General features: G+C 70.4%; 16 protein-coding genes. 12 read left to right on the top strand and 4 right to left on the bottom strand.

What is annotated here, in order from left to right; all coding sequences use genetic code 11:
• Both HP445_RS13030 and HP445_RS13025 read right to left on the bottom strand, forming a co-directional pair.
• Window positions 1–1458 carry an aspartate aminotransferase family protein gene (locus HP445_RS13030; RefSeq protein WP_111028817.1) on the bottom strand — a complete coding sequence of 486 codons (1458 nt, stop codon included), beginning with the start codon at window positions 1456–1458 and terminating at the stop codon, window positions 1–3.
• On the bottom strand, window positions 1455–1937 hold the full coding sequence (locus HP445_RS13025) for an Lrp/AsnC family transcriptional regulator (protein WP_035809531.1): 483 nt from the start codon (window positions 1935–1937) through the stop codon (window positions 1455–1457). Before HP445_RS13025 ends, HP445_RS13030 begins: the two co-directional genes overlap by 4 nt.
• Before the next feature lie 133 nt (window positions 1938–2070).
• On the opposite strand from HP445_RS13025, the gene HP445_RS13020 reads away from it, so the two are divergent.
• The 9 genes from HP445_RS13020 (at window position 2071) to HP445_RS12980 (ending at window position 15675) form a co-directional block, all read left to right on the top strand.
• Window positions 2071–3525: a gamma-aminobutyraldehyde dehydrogenase gene (locus HP445_RS13020; RefSeq protein ID WP_128780322.1), complete on the top strand. Its 1455-nt coding sequence runs from the start codon at window positions 2071–2073 to the stop codon at window positions 3523–3525.
• Between the two features lie 30 nt (window positions 3526–3555).
• Window positions 3556–4737 (top strand): ABC transporter ATP-binding protein, encoded by a 1182-nt coding sequence (locus tag HP445_RS13015; RefSeq protein ID WP_372496370.1) that lies wholly within the window; start codon window positions 3556–3558, stop codon window positions 4735–4737.
• Window positions 4734–5954 (top strand): ABC transporter substrate-binding protein, encoded by a 1221-nt coding sequence (locus HP445_RS13010; RefSeq protein WP_204166168.1) that lies wholly within the window; start codon window positions 4734–4736, stop codon window positions 5952–5954. Before HP445_RS13015 ends, HP445_RS13010 begins: the two co-directional genes overlap by 4 nt.
• A 74-nt stretch (window positions 5955–6028) precedes the next feature.
• Window positions 6029–6901 carry an ABC transporter permease gene (locus HP445_RS13005; RefSeq protein ID WP_071404408.1) on the top strand — a complete coding sequence of 291 codons (873 nt, stop codon included), beginning with the start codon at window positions 6029–6031 and terminating at the stop codon, window positions 6899–6901.
• Complete coding sequence (locus tag HP445_RS13000; protein ID WP_027466954.1) at window positions 6898–7776, top strand: ABC transporter permease; 879 nt, start codon at window positions 6898–6900, stop codon at window positions 7774–7776. Before HP445_RS13005 ends, HP445_RS13000 begins: the two co-directional genes overlap by 4 nt.
• A gap of 482 nt (window positions 7777–8258) precedes the next feature.
• Window positions 8259–10823, top strand: a complete 2565-nt coding sequence (locus tag HP445_RS12995; protein ID WP_128780320.1) for a carboxylate--amine ligase/circularly permuted type 2 ATP-grasp protein — start codon at window positions 8259–8261, stop codon at window positions 10821–10823.
• Window positions 10823–12634, top strand: coding sequence for an N-acetylglutaminylglutamine amidotransferase (locus HP445_RS12990; RefSeq protein WP_128780319.1), 1812 nt, complete (start codon window positions 10823–10825; stop codon window positions 12632–12634). The genes HP445_RS12995 and HP445_RS12990 overlap by 1 nt, the downstream gene beginning before the upstream one ends.
• Window positions 12631–14577, top strand: a complete 1947-nt coding sequence (locus HP445_RS12985; RefSeq protein WP_128780318.1) for a S9 family peptidase — start codon at window positions 12631–12633, stop codon at window positions 14575–14577. Before HP445_RS12990 ends, HP445_RS12985 begins: the two co-directional genes overlap by 4 nt.
• A 180-nt stretch (window positions 14578–14757) precedes the next feature.
• The gene (locus tag HP445_RS12980; protein ID WP_206647599.1) at window positions 14758–15675 is read left to right on the top strand and encodes a GNAT family N-acetyltransferase; all 918 of its coding nucleotides are present in this window, start codon (window positions 14758–14760) and stop codon (window positions 15673–15675) included.
• A 21-nt stretch (window positions 15676–15696) separates the two neighbouring features.
• On the opposite strand, the gene HP445_RS12975 is transcribed toward HP445_RS12980, so the two are convergent.
• Window positions 15697–16581, bottom strand: coding sequence for an aminoglycoside phosphotransferase family protein (locus HP445_RS12975; protein WP_128780317.1), 885 nt, complete (start codon window positions 16579–16581; stop codon window positions 15697–15699).
• 120 nt (window positions 16582–16701) lie between these two features.
• On the opposite strand from HP445_RS12975, the gene HP445_RS12970 reads away from it, so the two are divergent.
• Together HP445_RS12970 and HP445_RS12965 are read left to right on the top strand one after the other, a co-directional pair.
• Window positions 16702–17226: an NUDIX hydrolase gene (locus tag HP445_RS12970; RefSeq protein ID WP_164941151.1), complete on the top strand. Its 525-nt coding sequence runs from the start codon at window positions 16702–16704 to the stop codon at window positions 17224–17226.
• Between the two features lie 34 nt (window positions 17227–17260).
• Window positions 17261–17629 (top strand): hypothetical protein, encoded by a 369-nt coding sequence (locus HP445_RS12965; RefSeq protein ID WP_128780315.1) that lies wholly within the window; start codon window positions 17261–17263, stop codon window positions 17627–17629.
• 107 nt (window positions 17630–17736) lie between these two features.
• Here HP445_RS12965 and HP445_RS12960 read toward each other — a convergent pair whose 3' ends face one another.
• A complete protein-coding gene (locus HP445_RS12960) occupies window positions 17737–17958 on the bottom strand; it encodes a hypothetical protein (RefSeq protein WP_111028806.1) in 222 nt (73 codons plus the stop codon).
• A gap of 488 nt (window positions 17959–18446) precedes the next feature.
• On the opposite strand from HP445_RS12960, the gene HP445_RS12955 reads away from it, so the two are divergent.
• Window positions 18447–18791, top strand: a complete 345-nt coding sequence (locus HP445_RS12955; protein WP_128780314.1) for a DUF7674 family protein — start codon at window positions 18447–18449, stop codon at window positions 18789–18791.
• Window positions 18792–18975: the final 184 nt, after the last annotated feature.

The raw sequence follows: 18975 nt of genomic DNA, 5'->3' as shown, positions 1-18975 counted from the left end.
TCAGATCTTCGTCCAGGCCTCGGACAGGACGCTCCGCAGGATCGACGTCATCTCGCGGAACTCCGGCTGCCCGATCGTCAGCGGAGGTGCGAGCTGCACGACGGGGTCACCGCGGTCGTCGGCGCGGCAGTACAGCCCCGCGTCGAAGAGTGCCTTCGACAGGAACCCGCGCAGCAGCCGTTCGGACTCGTCGTCGTCGAAGGTCGTCTTGGTGGCCTTGTCCTTGACGAGCTCGATGCCGTAGAAGTAACCGTCACCGCGGACGTCCCCGACGATCGGCAGGTCGAGCAGGGTGTCGAGCTCGGCGCGGAAGAGCGGGGCGTTCTGCTGCACGTTGGCGAGCAGCCCCTCTTCCTCGAAGATGTCGAGGTTCTCCATCGCGACGGCGGCCGACACCGGGTGCCCGCCGAACGTGTAGCCGTGGTAGAAGGTCGTGTCCCCCTTGGAGAACGGCTCGAACAGCCGGTCGCTGATGATCGTCGCGCCGATCGGGGAGTACCCGGAGGTCATCGCCTTGGCGCACGTGATCATGTCCGGCACGAAGCCGTAGGTGTCGCAGGCGAACATCGTGCCGATCCGGCCGAAGGCGCAGATGACCTCGTCCGAGACCAGCAGCACGTCGTACTCGTCGCAGATCTCGCGCACCCGCTGGAAGTACCCGGGCGGCGGGGTGAAGCAGCCGCCGGAGTTCTGCACCGGCTCGAGGAACACCGCGGCGACGGTGTCGGGGCCCTCGAACTCGATCATCTCGCGGATCCGCTCCGCCGCCCAGAAGCCGAACTGCTCCTCGGTGCCGCCGGGGAAGCCCATCTCCTCGGCGCGGTACGAGTTCGTGTTCGGCACCCGGAAGCCGCCGGGGGTCAGGGGCTCGAACATCTCCTTCATCGCCGGGATACCGGTGATCGCCAGGGCGCCCTGCGGGGTGCCGTGGTAGGCGACCGCGCGGGAGATCACCTTGTGCTTCATCGGCTTGCCCTGGAGCTTCCAGTAGTACTTCGCGAGCTTGAAGGCGGTCTCCACCGCCTCGCCGCCGCCCGTGGAGTAGAAGACCTTGTTGAGGTCACCGGGGGCGTGCTCGGCCAGCCGGTCGGCGAGCTCGATCGCCGCGGGGTGCGCGTACGACCAGATCGGGAAGAAGCTCAGCGTCTCCGCCTGCTTCGCGGCCATCTCGGCCAGGCGCTTCCGCCCGTGCCCGGCAGCGACGACGAACAGGCCGGACAGCCCGTCGATGTACTCCTTGCCGTGGCTGTCGTAGACGTGGTGGCCCTCGCCGCGCACCATGATCGGCACGTCGGCGCCGGCCTGGTTCGCACCGTGCCGGGCGAAGTGCATCCACAGGTGGTCCCGGGACTTCCGCTGCAGGTCGGCGTCGTCGACCGGTGCGAACGGGTCGTAGGAGTGGAGGCGGGCGGCCGGGCCCGTCGAGGTCCGGCCTGTGGCCTGTTCGGAGATGGTCATCGCGTTCCCCAGTCGTAGAGCTGTTTGCGGAGTTGCAGGTAGACGAAGGTCTCGGTGCCGGCGACGCCCGGGATGGCCCGGATGGTGCCGTTGAGCAGTTCGATCAGGTCGTCGTCGTCCTCGCACACGACCTCGACCATCAGGTCGAAGCTGCCGGCGGTCATCACGAGGTAGTCGACCGCCGGCAGCTGTTCCAGGGCATCGGCGACGGTTCGGGTGTCGCCGCTGACCCGGATGCCGATCATCGCCTGGCGGTGGAAGCCCAGTTGCATCGGGTCGGTGACCGCGACGATCTGCATGACGCCGGTCTCGGTCAGCTTCTGCACGCGCTGCCGGACCGCCGCTTCACTGAGACCGACGGCCTTGCCGATCTCGCCGTACGGGCGACGCCCGTCCGCCTGGAGTTGTTCGATGATCCGTTTCGAGGTGTCGTCGATCGGTCCCGGACGTCGTGGTGCTGCCGCCATGCCGGACAGCATGGCAGCGAGGTTCGGGGTGCGCAAGGGATTCCGTTGTGAACTCCGTGTTTCGCGACGATTTCCGTTGTTACAGTTCTCCACAACCTCCGGATCCTTCTTCCGCGCCGCCGGAATCCGTGTCAGGATCACCGCCATGCTGGACGCACAGAGCACGGCGACGGCGGACACCGACACCCGGGTCCTGCGGGACTTCGTCGGTGGTACCTGGGTCGAGTCGACCGCCGACACCACGTTCGACCTGGTCGACCCGACCGACGAGCACGTCTACGGCACGTCCCCGGTGTCCACCCCCGCCGACGTCGACGCCGCCTTCGGTGCGGCCGCGACCGCGTTCGAGACCTGGCGCCGCACCACCCCCGGCGAACGGCAGCTCGCCCTGTTCCGGATCGCCGACGCGATGGAGCAGCGGGCGTCGGAGTTCGCCGACCTCGAGTCGCTCGACACCGGGAAGCCCCGCGCCACCCTGGTCGAGGACGAGATCCTGCTGTCCGTCGACCAGATCCGCTTCTTCGCCGGCGCCGCCAGGAACCTCGAGGGCCGGAGCGCGGGCGAGTACATGACCGACCACACCTCGTTCGTCCGGCGTGAACCCATCGGCGTCGTCGCCCAGGTCACCCCCTGGAACTACCCGCTCAACATGGCGGTGTGGAAGTTCGCGCCGGCGCTCGCCGCGGGGAACACCACCGTGCTCAAGCCGAGCGACACGACACCCCTGTCGACCCTGCTGCTCGCCGAGGTCGCCGCCGAGTTCCTGCCGCCGGGGGTCCTGAACGTCGTCGTGGGGGACCGCACCACCGGCGCCGCGATGATCGACCACCCCACTCCGCAGCTCGTGTCCATCACCGGCTCCGTCCGTGCCGGCATGGAAGTCGCCCGCGCCGCCGCCGGTGACCTCAAGCGCACCCACCTGGAGCTCGGCGGCAAGGCACCCGTGATCGTGTTCGACGAGGCGGACATCCCCTCGGCGGTGGCCGGGATCGTCGCCGCCGGGTTCTTCAACGCCGGACAGGACTGCACCGCCGCCACCCGGCTGCTCGTGCAGGACGGCATCCACGACGAGTTCGTGGCGGCGCTCGCAGCAGAGGCACGCGTCAATGCGAGAACCGGGTCGGACGGTTACTACGGCCCCGTCAACAACGCGAACCAGCTCGCGCACGTGCAGTCGTTCCTGGACACGCTGCCCGACCACGCGACGATCGAGCTCGGCGGCGCACGACAGGGCGACCGCGGGTACTTCCACGAGGCCACGATCGTCGCCGGCCTGCGCCAGGACGACCGGGCCGTGCAGCAGGAGATCTTCGGCCCGGTGCAGACCGTGCAGCGGTTCTCGACGGAACAGCAGGCCCTGACGTGGGCGAACGGCGTCGAGTACGGCCTGGCGAGTTCGGTGTGGACGACCGACCACGCGCGGGCGATGCGCTTCGCCCGTGACCTGGACTTCGGCTGCGTGTGGATCAACACGCACATCCCGATCGTCGCCGAGATGCCGCACGGCGGGTTCAAGCACAGCGGGTACGGCAAGGACCTCTCCCAGTACGGCTTCGACGACTACACCCGCATCAAGCACGTCATGTCCTACATCGGCTGAGGCCGACCACCCCCTGGAGGCACCATGGCAATGACCGGAACGTTCGCCGAATCGGGAGCCGATCTCCGGCTCGACCAGATCACGAAGTCCTTCCCCGGCCACACCGCGGTGGACAGCCTCGACCTGACGGTGCCCGCCGGCTCGTTCTTCGCGTTGCTCGGCCCGTCGGGCTGCGGCAAGACGACGACCCTGCGGCTCGTCGCCGGGCTCGAGGAACCCACGAGCGGCACCATCACCATCGGCGGTCAGGACGTCACCGACACGAAGCCGTACCAGCGGCCCGTCAACACGGTGTTCCAGAACTACGCGCTGTTCCCGCACATGAGCGTGCTCGACAACGTCGCGTTCGGGCTGAAGCGCCGGCGCATCCCGGACCCGATGACGAAGGCCACGGAAGCGCTACGGCTGGTCGAGCTCGAGGGGTCGGCGTCGAAGCGGCCCGCCCAGCTCTCCGGCGGCATGCAGCAGCGCGTCGCCCTGGCCCGCGCGATCGTGAACCGGCCGGCGCTGCTGCTGCTCGACGAGCCCCTCGGCGCCCTCGACCTGAAGCTCCGCCACCAGATGCAGCTCGAGCTGAAGACGATCCAGGCCGAGGTCGGGCTCACGTTCCTGCACGTCACCCACGACCAGGAAGAGGCGATGACGATGGCCGACACGGTCGCCGTCATGAACGGCGGTCGGATCGAGCAGATGGGCAGCCCGCAGGACCTGTACGAGTTGCCGCGCACGGCGTTCGTCGCGAACTTCCTCGGCCAGTCGAACCTGCTCGAGGGCGAGGTGCGCGGCACCGACGCCGGCCTGCTCGTCGTCGCGACCGCGGCCGGCTCCATCGCGGTGCCGGCCGACCGAGCCGTCGCCACGACCGGTCGCGTCGTCGTCGGCGTCCGGCCCGAGAAGCTCAAGATCCGCACCGCCGAACCCACCCCCGAGGCCGGACGGAACATCCTCGGCCCCGGTCGGGTCGTGGACGTCTCGTTCTCCGGCGTCAGCACCCAGTACCTGGTCGACGTGCCGGGCGCCGGTCGCGTCTCGGTGTTCGCGCAGAACTCGAAGGGCGGGCCGCGGATCGCGACCGGCACCGAGGTCTGGCTCACGTGGGGCGTCAACCACGGTTTCGGCCTGGAGGCGCACCCCGCGTCCGACGCGACCGTCACCACCCAGGACGACCCGGGCCTCCAGGCCGTCCCCGCCACGGCAGGATCGCTCGCGTGACCGGCGCGGTGCCCGGTCCGGACCTGCTGCGCGGGCTGACGTCGGCCCGCGTCAGCCGACGCGGCCTGCTGGCCGGCGGCGGGGCCGCCGCGCTCGCCGCACTGCTCACCGGTTGCAGCATCAAGGGCTCCGCCGCCGCCGGCGCCGAGGACACCGTCGACTGGGCGGCGTTCTGGAAGGACGCGAAGGCGACCGGCACCCTGAACTTCGCGAACTGGCCGCTGTACATCGACTCCGACCACGGCAAGTCCGAGTCCCTGGCGCTGTTCAAGAAGGAGACGGGCATCGCGGTCGACTACCAGGCGGTCATCCAGGACAACGCGACCTTCTACGCGACCGTCTCACCGATCCTGCGGGCGCACGGTGCGACCGGCTACGACCTCGTCGTCATGACGAACGGGTTCGAGCTGACCCAGATGATCAAGAACGGGTTCGTGTGCGAGCTCGACCACTCGCGGCTGCCGAACTTCGCCGCGAACGCCTCGGACTCCGTGAAGGACCCCATCTACGACCCGGGCAACAAGCACTCCGTCGTGTGGCAGACCGGGTTCACCGGGCTCGCCTACAACCCGAAGTACACCGGGCGGAAGATCACCTCGCTCAAGGACCTGCAGGACCCGGCCTTCAAGGGGCGCATCGGGCTGATGAGCGACAACACCGAACTCGGGTCGCTCGGACTGCTCGCGCTCGGCATCGACCCGGAGACCTCGACGCCCGCCGACTGGCGGAAGGCCCAGGCCTGGCTGCGCGAACTGCGGCCGAGCGTCACCGGCTTCTACGACCAGAGCTACATCAACCGGTTGGAGAACGGCGACACCTGGATCACCCAGGCGTGGTCGGGCGACGTCTTCCAGGCGCAGCAGTCCGGGTTCCCCGACCTGGAGTTCGTCACGCCGGAAGAGGGGCAGATGACCTGGCACGACAACATGCTCATCCCACGGCAGGCCGAGAACCCGGTGTCGGCGCTCGAGTGGATGAACTTCTACTACACGCCGAAGGTCGCCGGGATCGTCGAGGACTGGGTCAACTACGTCTGCCCGGTGCCCGCGGCCGAGGACTACGTGCGGGACGAACTCGACGACGCCACCGTGGCGGACAGCCCGCTCGTGTTCCCCTCTGCGGACGTGCTGGAGCAGTCGCACGAGTTCCGGGTGTTCGAGAACTACGACGAGTACTCGGAGTGGAACGGCATCTTCAACGCGGTGGTGCAGTCGTGAGCGCGGTCGGGGTGGCGCCGGGGCTCGGTCCCGGTGGTCCTGGTGGTTCCGCCGGTCCTTCCGGTTCCGCGCCGGTGCGCCGGGGGCGCCGTCGGAGCACACCGTTCTTCCTGGCGCTCGTCGGCACCGCGTACCTCTGCGTGTTCTTCGTCATCCCGCTGGTGTCCGGGCTGATCGTCTCGCTCATGACCGGCAACCCGGACGACGGCTACACGTTCACCTGGAACTTCGGGATCTACGGCTCGCTGTTCGTCGACCCGCAGGTGCCCTACCTGACGTTCCTGCTCCGGTCGCTCTGGTACGGCGCCGCCGCCACGATCGCCTGCATCGTCGTCGGGTACCCGGTGGCGTACTTCATCGCGTTCCGGGTGTCCCCGCGGTGGAAGAACCCGCTGCTCATGCTCGTGTTCATCAGCTTCCTGGTGTCGTTCATCATCCGGACCGACATGTGGGCGTTCGTGCTCGCGTCGCAGGGGCCGGTCGTCACGACGCTGCAGGCGCTCGGGCTGGCCGGCAAGGACTTCCACATCCTCGGCACCGGCGGCGCGGTGATCTTCGGCGACGCCTACAACGACCTGGCCTTCATGGTCCTGCCGATCTACGCCGCCCTCGAGCGCATCGACCCACGACTCGGCGAGGCCGCCAACGACCTGTACGCCGGCAAGTTCCGGGCGTTCTGGCACACCACGCTGCCGCTGTCCCGCTCGGGCATCTTCGCCGGGGTGCTGCTCGTCTTCATCGACAGCGTCGGCGACCCGGTGAACTCGGCCCTGCTCGGCGGCACGAACACGTACACGATCGGTCAGGCGATCCAGGACGCCTACTCCGGCAACCAGCAGTACAACGTCGCCGCAGCCCTGTCGACCGTGCTCATGGTCGTGCTCGGCATCATCCTGTTCATCTACGCCCGCGTCTCCGGCACCGACGACCTCGAGGACCTCGTATGACCGCCGTCGCACCGTCCCGATCCGCCGCCGCTCCGGCCTCGCCCGTGACCGGTTCCGTCGCCGGCCGTCCGCGTCGTCACGGCGTGAACCGTCGTGGGCCCTGGCTCGCCATCGTGTACTGGGTGACGATCGCGATCACCCTGGTGCCGATCGTCTACATGATCGTGTACTCGTTCAACGACGCCCCCACCAACCGGCTGTCGTTCGCCTGGAACGGTTTCACGACCTACTGGTACGCGAACCTGGTGAACGTGTCCGGGCTCGGGGCGGCGTTCGTCACCTCGGTGCTCGTCGCGTTCCTGGCCGCCATCATCTCCGTCGCGATCGGGCTGCCCCTCGCGCTGGCGCTGGAGCGGTACCGGTTCCCGGGTCGCGGTGTCGTGAACACCGTCGTGTTCGCCGACATCGCTGCGCCGTCGATCGTCGTCGGGTCCGCGTCGCTCTCGTTCTTCCTGTCGGTGGGGCTCGGCACCGGGTTCCTGACCGTGCTCATCACGCACGTGGCGTTCGACGTCGCCTACGTGGTCGTGGTGCTGCGGGCCCGGATCGCGGGAACCTCGCGTGCACTCGAAGAGGCCGCGGGTGACCTCGGGGCGACGCCGTTCCAGGCCTTCCGGCTCGTCACCCTGCCGCTGCTGGCACCGGGCATGCTCGCCGCCGGGCTGCTGGCGCTCGCCATGTCGATCGACGACTACGTCATCACCTCGTTCGTCGCCGGGCCCGCGGTCACCTTCCCGCTGTTCGTCTACGGCGCCGCGAAGGCCGGGATGCCGCCGCAGGTGCTGTGCTTCGGGACGCTCGTGTTCGCGGTGGGGCTGCTCGTCGCGCTGCTGAACGGGGCGCTCAACCGGCGGTTGGCCCGGACCCGCGGGTAGGCGCCGGCACGCATGGTGCAGGGTTGCGCGGGGTGGTGCGGGGTTGGCGCGGGGCGCACGGTGCGGGTTGCGCGGACTGGTGCGCGGTTGCGCGCGTGGTGCGCGCTTGTAGCGGCGCACGGTGCGTGGAACCTCGCACGGGGTGAAGAGGTGCGCACGGTGCGGACGGGAGGCGCGTGGCGGGCTGGCGCCGTGCCTCCCGAGTGCGGGTGGTGCGTCCACCGCACGGTGCGGCTTTCGCGGGCTGGTGCGGGGTTGGCGCGGGTCGCACGGTGCGGGTTGCGTGGGCTGGTGCGGGGTTGCGCGCGTGGTGCGTGCTTGTAGCGGCGCACGGTGCGTGGAGCCTCGCACGGGGTGGCGCGCCTCCCACGGGGCGGGCGGGAGTTCAGTGCTCGTGACGCGCGATGGACGTGCGTGTTACGGGCACGAGTCGGGCGGTGTGCCGCAGTGCGCACCACAGCCGCCGCGCGTAGGTTCCAGCCATGAGTGCAGAGCTGACGCTCGGCGCCGAGGAAGAGCTGCACCTCATCGACCTCGAGTCCGGCCGACTTTCCGCGAAGGCCCCGCGCCTTCTGCCCAAACTGCCCACCGACCGCTTCGGCGCCGAGCTGCAGCGCACGACGATCGAGACGAACACCCCGGTGGTGCGGACCCTCGACGACCTGCGGCGGGTGATCGTCGACCTGCGCAGTGAGCTCAGCGCCGCGATCGCCCCGGCCGGGGTCACCATCGCCGCCGTCGGCACCGCGCCGAGGTCGGAGTACGCCGACTTCGAGCTGAGCTCCGGCGGTCGGTACGGCCGGATGCAGGAGCAGTACCGGATGCTCGTCGACGAACAGCTCATCTGCGGCCTGCAGGTGCACGTCGGGGTGAGCGACCGCGACCTGGCGGTGCTGATCGCCCAGCGGGTGGCGCCGGTGCTCCCGGTACTGCTGGCCCTGAGCGCGTCGAGTCCGTTCTGGAACGGGCAGGACACCGGGTACGCCTCGTTCCGGAGCATCATCTGGCAGCGGTGGCCGTCGGCCGGCAGCTTCGGTCCGGTGGAGGACGCCACCGAGTACGACCGGGTGCTCGACGACCTGATCGCCTCGGGCGTGATCGCCGACAAGAAGATGGCCTACTTCGACGTGCGGCCGTCGTCGCACGCGCCGACGCTCGAGCTGCGGGTCTGCGACGCGACCCCGGTGGTGGACGACGCCGTGCTCATCGCCGGACTCTTCCGCGCCGCCGTGCGCAAAGCCGAGAAGTCGGTCGTGTCGGGCGCCGAGTGGCACCCGCGCAGCGAACCCCTGCACCGTGCGGCGATGTGGCAGGCCGCCCGCTCCGGATTGAGCGGGGAACTCGTCGGCCTCGGGCAGCACCCCGAACGCCTGCCCGCCGAGGTCGCGGTGCGCCAGCTCGTGTCCCGCCTGCGCCCCGAGCTCGAGGAACTCGGTGACTGGGGGACGGTGACGGAGCTGCTCGACGCGACCCTGGCCCGCGGCAATTCCACCGACCGGCAGCGCACCGCCTACGCCGAGCGCGGGGAGATGGACGACGTCGTCGCCCTGGTGGTGGAGGACACCGCGGGGCTCCCGTCCGGACGCGACGAGGACCCGGTGGTCCCGATCCCCGGGTACCGCGTCCGCGCCGGCGACGAGGCGGTGGGCCCCGGGGCACGCCCCCGTCCGGCGTTCCGTGACCTGGCGGCGTTCTTCGACGGCTGGGACGCCGAGACCGCGATCGAGCGCTGCACCGACCGCGACGTCTGGACCCGCGAGCACCACGTCGGCTTCGTGGTGGACGGCGGGGCGCAGGCGTTCGGCTGCGACCTGGTGCCCCGGACGATCAGCGCGTACGAGTGGTCGCAGCTCGAGCGTGGCCTGGGGCAGCGTGCCCGCGCGATCGAGCTGTTCCTGCGTGACGCGTACGGCGACCGGCGGATCGTGGCCGACGGCGTGCTGGACGCGGACCACTTCGTCGGCGCGAAGGGCTGGGACCCGGACGCCACCCGGCTGCCGGCGACGGCGGTCCGTGCGCCGGTGCTCGGGTTCGACCTGGTGCGCAACGAGTTCGGCGGCTGGCGGGTGCTCGAGGACAACGTCCGCTCGCCCTCGGGCGTCGCGTACGGCATCGCCCTGCGTGAGCTGATGGACGACGTCGTGCCGGACGCCCCGCGGCCGGCGCACCTGCGCGACCCGCACGGCGTGATCGACCGGCTGCGCCGGACCCTCTGCGCGAACACCACCGCGGTGACGGGCGCGACCGACCCCGTGATCGCGCTGGTCAGCGACGGCCCCGCCGCCGGCGCGTGGTTCGAGCACCGCAGGCTGGCCGACGGGGCCGGGTTGCGCCTCCTGTCCGGGTCGGACCTGGACGTCCGTGACGGACGCGTGGTCGACGCGACGACGGGTGACGTGCTCGACGGGCTGTACCTGCGGATCGACCGCGACGTCAGTGCGCTGACGGCGGAGCACGCTCCCGACCTCGGTGCGCGGATCCTCGACGCGGCGGAGGCAGGCCGCGTCTACCTGGCGAACGCGCCGGGCAACGCGCTCGTCGACGACAAGGCGATGTACGTCACCGTGCCGGACCTGATCTGGTACTACCTGGACGAGAAACCCCTGCTGGCATCGGTGCCGACGTACCGCACGAGCATCGAGGTCGAACGGCTGTCGGTCCTGGACCGCGTCGGGGAACTCGTCACGAAGCCGGTCGACGGCGAGGGCGGCCGCGGGGTCCTGATCGGACCGAGCGCGAGCGCCCCCGAGGTGGCCGAGCGACGGCGCGAGATCGCGGCCGACCCCGCCGGGTGGGTGGGGCAGGAGGTGGTGCAGCTGTCCTCGCACCCGACGATCGGACCGGCCGGACTCGACCCGCGGCACGTGGACCTGCGGGCCTTCGTCTACGCGACGGGGACCGGACCGGACGACGTGCACCTGGCCGACGTCGCCCTGACGCGCGTCGCGCCCGAGGGCAGCATGGTCGTCAACTCGTCGCAGGGCGGCGGCGCGAAGGACACGTGGATCGTCGGGAACGCCCCGGCGGACACCGAGGGAGAGCGCTGATGTGTGGACTCGCGGGTGAGATCCGGTTCGACGGCCGAGCGCCGGACGTCGGGGCGGTCGCCCGGATGACCGGCTGCATGACGCACCGCGGCCCGGACGGCGACGGCCTGTGGGCTCGCGGCCCGGTCGCGCTCGGGCACCGACGGCTGTCCATCGTCGACCTGTCCACCGCGGGCGCGCAGCCGATGGTGCTGGCCGAGGCCGGGCTGACGATCGCCTACAACGGGATGGTCTACAACTACCGGCAGCTCCGCGACGAGCTGCACGGCAAGGGGCACCGGTTCGCGTCGACGTCGGACACCGAGGTCATCGCCCTGGCGTACGCCGAGTGGGGCACCGCGTTCGTCGACCACCTGATCGGGATGTTCGCCATCGCCATCTGGGAGCACGGCAGTGGCCGACTGGTGCTGGCGCGGGACCGGCTCGGCATCAAGCCGTTCTACGTCGCGCCCGTCCCGGGTGGGCTGAGGTTCGCAAGCTCCCTGCCCGCGATCCTGGCGGGGGACTGCGGCGCGAGCGGCTCCGGCACCAAGGAAGTCGACACGTCCATCGACCCCGTCGCCTTCGCCTCGTACATGAGCTTCCACTCGATCGTCCCCGCACCCCGCACGATCCTGTCCGGCGTCGGCAAGCTCCCGCCCGCGACCGTCCGCGTGATCGACCCCGACGGCACCACACACGACACCGTCTACTGGGAGCCCCGTTTCGAGCGTGACCCAGCCAAGTCCGACTGGTCCGAGCGCGACTGGGAGCAGGCGTTCATCGGCTCGCTCCGCACCGCCGTCGAGCGCCGGATGGTCGCTGACGTCCCGGTCGGGGTGCTGCTCTCCGGTGGGATCGACTCCTCGCTCGTGGTCGGGCTGCTCGCCGAGGCCGGGCAGCAGGACCTCGCCACGTTCAGCATCGGGTTCGAGGCGGCCGGTGGCGAGTCCGGCGACGAGTTCGAGTACTCCGACCAGGTCGCGAAGCACTTCGGCACCGACCACCACCGCATCCACATCCCCTCGTCGCGGCTGCTCGACGGCATCGACGGTGCGGTCGCCGCGATGAGCGAGCCGATGGTCAGCCACGACTGCGTCGCCTTCTACCTGCTGTCGCAGGAGGTCTCGCAGCACGTCAAGGTGGTGCAGTCCGGCCAGGGCGCCGACGAGGTGCTCGCCGGCTACGACTGGTACCCGCCACTCGCCGACGTGCCGCGCGACCAGGCGGCCGAGGCCTACCGCTCCGTGTTCATGGACCGCCGCTGGCCGGCGCTGCAGGGCCTGCTCGGGGAGCGGTGGAAGAGCGACGACGACACCCCGTCGGCGTTCGTGGACCGCCAGTTCGCACGGCCGGGCGCGGAGACGAGCGTCGATGCTGCGCTCCGGAGCGACACGACGATCATGCTCGTCGACGACCCGGTGAAGCGCGTCGACAACATGACGATGGCGTGGGGGCTCGAGGCCCGCGTGCCGTTCCTGGACCACGAGTTCGTCGAGCTCGCCGCCGCGATCCCGCCGTCGATGAAGCTCACCGACGGCGGCAAGGGCGTGATGAAGCGCGCCTCACGCGGGATCGTGCCCGACGCCGTCATCGACCGCAGCAAGGGCTCGTTCCCGGTCCCCGCCATCCGGCAGCTCGAGGGCCCGTACCTGGAGCGCGTCCGCGACGCGCTGCACGCACCCGAGGCGCGGGAGCGCGGGCTCTTCGACCCCGCCACCGTCGAGCGGATGCTGCAGGACCCGAACAGCACCAGGACCGCGATCGGCGCGAACGCGCTCTGGCAGCTCGGCCTGATCGAGATGTGGCTGCAGCAGCAGGGGGTGCGGTGACCGTGGGTTCCGTCCGGACTGGAGGCGCGCAGGGCGTCGCGTCGTCGGCCACCGTCGAGCCGTCGGTCACCACCAGGGCGGCGGCCGACCTGGGTGCGCGGCTCACCGCCGCCTGGGGGTCGTGGGGACCGACCATGACCCGGAACGCCCGGCGCGTGGCGTTCGTGAGCGACCGGCACGGCACCCCCGAGGTGTTCGTGCAAGACGTCGTCATCGGCGGCGAGCTGCCGGAACCGGTGCGGATCGCGCTCTCCGACGACCCCGTGATCCGGGTGTCGTGGTCGTCCGACGGGGAGTGGCTCGCCGTCGCCATCGCGACCGACGGCGGCGTGAAGCAACAGGTCTGGGTGGTGCGGCCGGACGGCTCCGACGCCGCGCAGATCGCCGGCTCGCGGTACCAGCACGCCGAACTCGGACCGTGGAGCCGCAGCGGACACCGGGTCGTCATCACCCTGCCCTCGACCGAGCCCGAGCAGCCGGCCCGTGCGTACCTGGTCGACCCGGTCACCGGGGACCGCGACGACCTGGCCGTGGGGGAGCTCATCCACATCCTCGACCTGTCGGTGGAGGAACGGCTCGTCGTGCTGAGCGACGGGCAGCGCGGCCAGGAGTTCGTCGTGGTGGTCGACCGGCTGACCGACGAGAGCCACGCCCTGTTCGCCGACGACCCCGACGGGTCCGCCGAGATCGCGTTCCTGCGGCCCTCGCCCGCGAGCGAGACCAGCCCGCTCGTCGCCTACGTCGCCACCGAGGCCGGACTGCCCCGCCGCGGACTCGTCGCGCAGCCGGTCGGGCCGCACGGCTGGCGCGGCACACCCCGACGGATCGTCGAGCGGGACGACGCCGAGCTCGAGTACCTGGACGCCGACGACGCCGGCCGCACCCTGCTGCTCGTCTGGAACGTCGACGGTCGCAGCGAACTCGACCTCATCAACACGCACGACGCCTCGCGCACCCCCGTGCCGGACCTGCCCGGGTACGTCGTCACCGACCCCGTGCTCAGCCGTGACGGCCGGAGCGTGCTGCTCGCCGTCGAGGGACCGACCCGTCCGCGCGAACTGTGGCGGCTCGACACGAACGCGCTGACCTGGAGCAGGGTCACCGACCTGCCGGTGCTGCCCGACGTGCAGCTGGTCGAGCCGACGCTCGAGCGGTTCGCCGCCCGCGACGGACTGGAGCTGACCGGGTGGCTGTACCGGGCCGTGGAGCCGACCGCGTCGGTGGCGGGAGCCGACGTCGGAACGCATGTCGGGCCTCCCGGCCGCGCAGCGCTCGTCCACCTGCACGGCGGACCGGAGTCGCAGGAGCGACCCACGTTCTCGCCGCAGCACCAGGCGCTCGCCGCCGCCGGGGTGACCGTGTTCGCGCCGAACATCCGTGGCTCCAGCGGGTACGGCCACGAGTTCGTGCACGCCGACGACCTGGCGCTGCGGTGGAACGCGCTCGCCGACGTCGTCGACTGCGCGCGGTTCCTGGTGACCAACGGGTACGCCGAGCGTTCCCGGGTCGCCGTCGAGGGTCGCTCGTACGGTGGGTACGCGACGCTCGCGTCGTTGGCGTTCACGCCCGACGTGTTCGCGGCCGGGGTCGCGGTGTGCGGGATGAGCGACTTCGCGACCTTCTACCGGGACACCGAACCGTGGATCGCGGCCGCTGCCGCGACGAAGTACGGCCACCCCGTCGAGGACGAAGCCCTGCTCGCGGCACTGTCGCCGATGCGTGCGATCGACGACGTCACGGCGCCGCTGCTCGTCGTGCACGGTGAGCTCGACACGAACGTGCCGATCGGTGAGGCGCACCAGGTGGTCGCGGCGCTGCGGGAGCGGTCGCACGACGTGGAGTACCTGGAGCTCGAGGGCGAGGGGCACGAGTACCGGCGGTCGGCGTCGCAGGCGCTGCTGGTGCGGCGGATGGTGGAGTTCGTGGCGGCCCGGCTGGGGTGAGACGGGGCGGGTCGCTCGGTCTGGTGCGAGGTTCCGTACTCCGTGCGGTGCACGTGCCCCCGCACCGAGCACGGAACCTCGCACAGGCCGTGGGCCCCCTCGCACCGTGCGAGCCGCGGCACGGCGTCACCGAGTGCAACGATGCGTCGGCGGCGCTCGCCGCGGGCGGAGAATGGTGGGATGACGACGACTGCGCCGACCTCGACCGCGCTGCCCCGACCGGGAGAGGTCCTCGTGGCCTCGGCAGCGGACGTCGAGCTGGTCGTGCAACGTGCCACGAACCAGTACGCCTCGGGCGTGGTCGCAGACACCGCCGGGTGGGCGGACGGCGATCGACGGCGGATCGAGGACCTCGGGTTCCGCGGCGGAGACTCCCGCGGCGAGGCGCTCCGGACGCTCGACCTGACGATCGCCGACGACGGCACCCCGACACGCATGCTCGACGCACCCGCCATGGCCGCGCTGAACAGCCACCACGCGCGGTTCGCCGAGCGGCGTGGCGACGTCGTCCGCTACCAGACCGACGTGTCGGTGTGGACGGGGATCCCCGCGCAGCCCACCGCGCAGGACTGGGAGGACGTCCGGGCGCTGCTCGGGTCGGGCGGGATGCTCGGCGTCGGTGCGGCTGCCGTCCTGCCCGAGGGGTGGGAACTCGTCGAGGGTGCCGGCGGCGTGCAGTTGACCGGTGAGGCGATCGAGGGTGCGCCGGACGACGAAGCCGTCGTGCTGACGCCCGACGACGTGCCGGAGATGACCGCCCTGGTGGAGCGGACGAAGCCCGGGCCGTTCCTGCCGCGGACGATCGAGCTCGGCACGTACCTGGGCATCCGGCGGGACGGGCGGCTCGTCGCCATGGCGGGGGAGCGCCTGCACCCGCCGGGGTGGACCGAGATCAGCGCGGTGTGCACGGACGAGGCGTACCGGGGGCAGGGGTTCGGGCGTCGGTTGGTGCTCGCCGTCGCGCACGGGATCCGGGAGCGTGGGGAGACCCCGCTGATGCACGCGGCCGCCGGGAACACCGGGGCGATCGGGCTGTACCAGCACCTCGGCTTCCGACTGCGGGACCGTGGGGCGCCGCGGTTCGTGCGGGTGCCGTGAGCTGCGTCCTGGTCTGACGGGTCAGAACGCGGCGAGGGCGCGGCGGAGCATGTCGTGGCCCTGGGCCTCGAAGCCCTCGTCGCCGACCGCGTAGGCCCAGGTCGCGGTGCCCACTGCTTCGCGGAGTTGCAGCCAGCGCCACGCGTCCGCAGTGCGCGGGTCGTCGCCGTACCCGTCGAAGAACGCCGCTTCGAGGGCGGGATCGTGCTGCCAGTGGAGCACCGCGAGGCGGGTGAGGTCGAAGGACGCGGGGCGCCAGCCGAACCGGCCGAAGTCGATGACGCGGAGCCTGCGGTGCCGGTCGTCGCGGCTGTCGCGGGCGTCGTCGTCCACGATCCAGTTGCGCGGGTGGAAGTCGCCGTGGGTCGGGACGAGGGGCTGCGTCGCGTGGTCGGTCGGGAGTGCGCGCAGTGCTGCTCGCGCGCGGGCGACCACGTCGTCGGGGATCCGGTGCGGGGCGTCGAGCGCGGCCAGTGCCTTCGCCTGCTCGTGCTGCAGGAACGTCGGGTCGTGGCGGGTGTCCTGGTCGTGCAGCCGTCGGAGCACTGCCCCGGCCTGACGGTGGACGTCGGTGTCGTGCTCGTCCGGGGTCCCGAGGGCGAGGTGCCCGGGGACGCGTTCCAGCACGAGGACGCGGTGCTCCTCGTTCGCGGCGACGAGGGCACCGGCGTCCCCGCTGGCTCGGAGGGCGGCGGTGGCGGTGCGGTGGGCGTCGAGCTCGCGAGGGAAGTGCGTGTTGGTCTGGCTGGAGGCCTTCACGGTGAAGCCGTCGTCGCCAGCGCGGACGTGCAGGACCCTCGTGTCGAGGAGCCCCCACGACTCATCGGCCACGACGACGGCGTCGGGGAGCGTCTGCTGCACGAACGCGATCTGCTCGTCGTCGAGTCCGGTGTCCCCCCAGTGCATGGCGGCACGTTACCGTCCTGCTCCGACCACTGGAACCCCTCGTCCACGTCTCGGTAGCCGATCCGCTGCCGGACGCCGCATGTCGACGTTCCGCGTGCCGGTTCGTCCTACGCTGGCGGTGTGGACGAGTGGTGGGATCTTGTTGACGCGGCCGGGGTGCCGACGGGTGGGACGTTCCGGCGCGGTGACGCGGGTTGGCCGGGTGGGGCGTTCCATCTGGTGGTCACGGTGTGCGTCTACCGAGCCGACGGAACCGTCCTGCTCACGCAGCGGGCTCCGACGAAGGAGTTCGCCTTCGGGTGGGAGTTCCCCGGTGGGAGCGCGTTCGCAGGCGAGACTGGTCCTGCAGCTGCGTGCCGAGAGCTGCTCGAGGAGACCAACGTCACAGTCGAGCCCGAGGCGCTGCGCCGCGTCGGCCGCTTCACCGAGGAGACGGCGCTCGTGGACCTCTTCGTCGTGCAGGAGCCGAGTGGTTCAGCGGTGCGAGCGGATCCGACCGAGGTGATGGATTGGCGTTGGGTCTCCCTGTCGGAGGTCGCCGCGCTTCGCCAGAGTGGGGTGATGGCAGAACCATGGGGGCCGCGGCTGGATGCGCTGTGGCCAGCGGCGATGGCATCGATCCTCGCTGCCCGCATGGCACTCTGATGACATCCGAGAGACGGACCAGAACAGGAGCCCGATGGCGTCCCGCATCCAACGCGCACCGCTCGGCGACCGCGGCGCGCTGTGGAACCTCGTCCTCATCTGGGTCGTCATCGTCGTCGGCCTGCTCGCCGCGATCGGCTGCGTCGGCTACATCCTGGACGAGAGCCTCATCTCGTACAGCACTTGCGCCGCCCGCACCGTTTCCTGCGGGGATGCCGGCTGGTACAGCAGCATGGGCCTCACCTTATTCGGCGGCTTCGCGGCAGTCATCACCGGCGGTGCGTTCGGCATCCGCCGCCACCACCGCGCCGGCGGCGTCTGGTACCCCCTCGCCGGCCTCGGCGGCGCCCTCTTGCTGACCGCGGTCGCCGTCGTCATCCTCAAGGCGGCGACGAACACGTAGATCGCTGCACCTCGCCGTCGCGGCAGTCGGGATCGAACGGCCGCAGTCCCCGTTTCAGTGAGCCATCCGCTACCGGACTCGATTTGGTCGCGCCTGCGACTCTCCAGTCACTCGGAGTGACCGAAGATGGACAGGAGTGTCCAGACGAGGCCGATCATCGCCAGCCCCACAGCGAGCACACGGACGAGCCCCGGAGTCATCGCACTTTGCGGACCGCCGCTGCTCCGCTGTGCGTCAACGAAGTACTGCGCGATCGGCACCGGACGCACGAACGCGGCGACCGCTACCGCAACGATCGCCGGCCCAGCGATGAGTCCGGGGATCCACATGGACTCCACCCAACCAGGTCGACTTGATGGCGATGAGGCGTAGTTGGCCGCTGGCCGATGGGCTACCGGACGTCGGAGGCGGGTGGAGCCGCCCGGGCGCCGGAAGGACCGCTCGACGACCCGCCCGGCCAGTCGCGGGCGAGTACCGACATGATCACCGCGAAGCGAAGGGCCCGACGCGACAAAGATCACGGGACGCTCGCTCACTGACTTGGTGAGCCAGCGGGCGGCCTCCCAGGGAGAAGGGCGAACTGTCGCCCTGACACGTCTCGTAAGCCGATCGGCGGCCGGGCAGCGGCTCGACCGCAGCGGGATCTAGAGTGCGAACTGTGCTCGTTCCGTACGATCCGTCCTGGCCCAACCAGTTCGATGCTGCCGCTGAGAAGATCCAGAAGCTGGGGGGCAAGTCAGGACCCCTCTCCGAACACGATCGGCAAGTGGCACAGGCGCTCCTGGACGATCTGCAGAACGCGATGGGAGGCTAAGCCTTGACGCCGACCGAATGGGGCGAACAGTTCGTGGTCAAGCACCCTGAATACAAGCAACTGCTCGACGACCCGGTCAATTGGGATGACAACCAGAATCTGATGGAGCACTTGTTCCTAGGCGACGTTGTCATCCAGATCTCCGCCGCATACCGGCTCGATCCCACGGGTGCACGCATTCAGATGACGCTTGACGATTTAGATATCGATTATGCCCGCGGCGAGGAATGGTTGCAGAATGCGATAGCTGTATCATTCGTCGAAAGTCTCGGTCGGCGATCCCCTATCGTCGAGATCCTCGGGCCGGAACTGCGCCAAGTTGCTCGGGAGATGTTGCACGTGAAGTAGGCGTCTGATAGTGCGGTTCCGTTGTTCAGCTACGTTTTTGGCGCGTGTTTTCCTGAGGCCTTAGCCGATTACCCGTTGACACAAGAGCGCCATATGGGCGCGCAGGGAGAGGCAATCGAGCAAGTCCGGCAACGACATGAGCGTGATGCCGCGACCACATCGAAGAAGGTGACGGCCGTGGGCA

Origin of the sequence: Curtobacterium flaccumfaciens, assembly GCF_013359815.1 — a bacterium.
Taxonomy (GTDB): Bacteria; Actinomycetota; Actinomycetes; order Actinomycetales; family Microbacteriaceae; genus Curtobacterium; species Curtobacterium flaccumfaciens.
The sequence above is the reverse complement of the archived record's forward strand: the minus strand, read 5'-3'. Positions and strand labels throughout refer to the sequence as shown.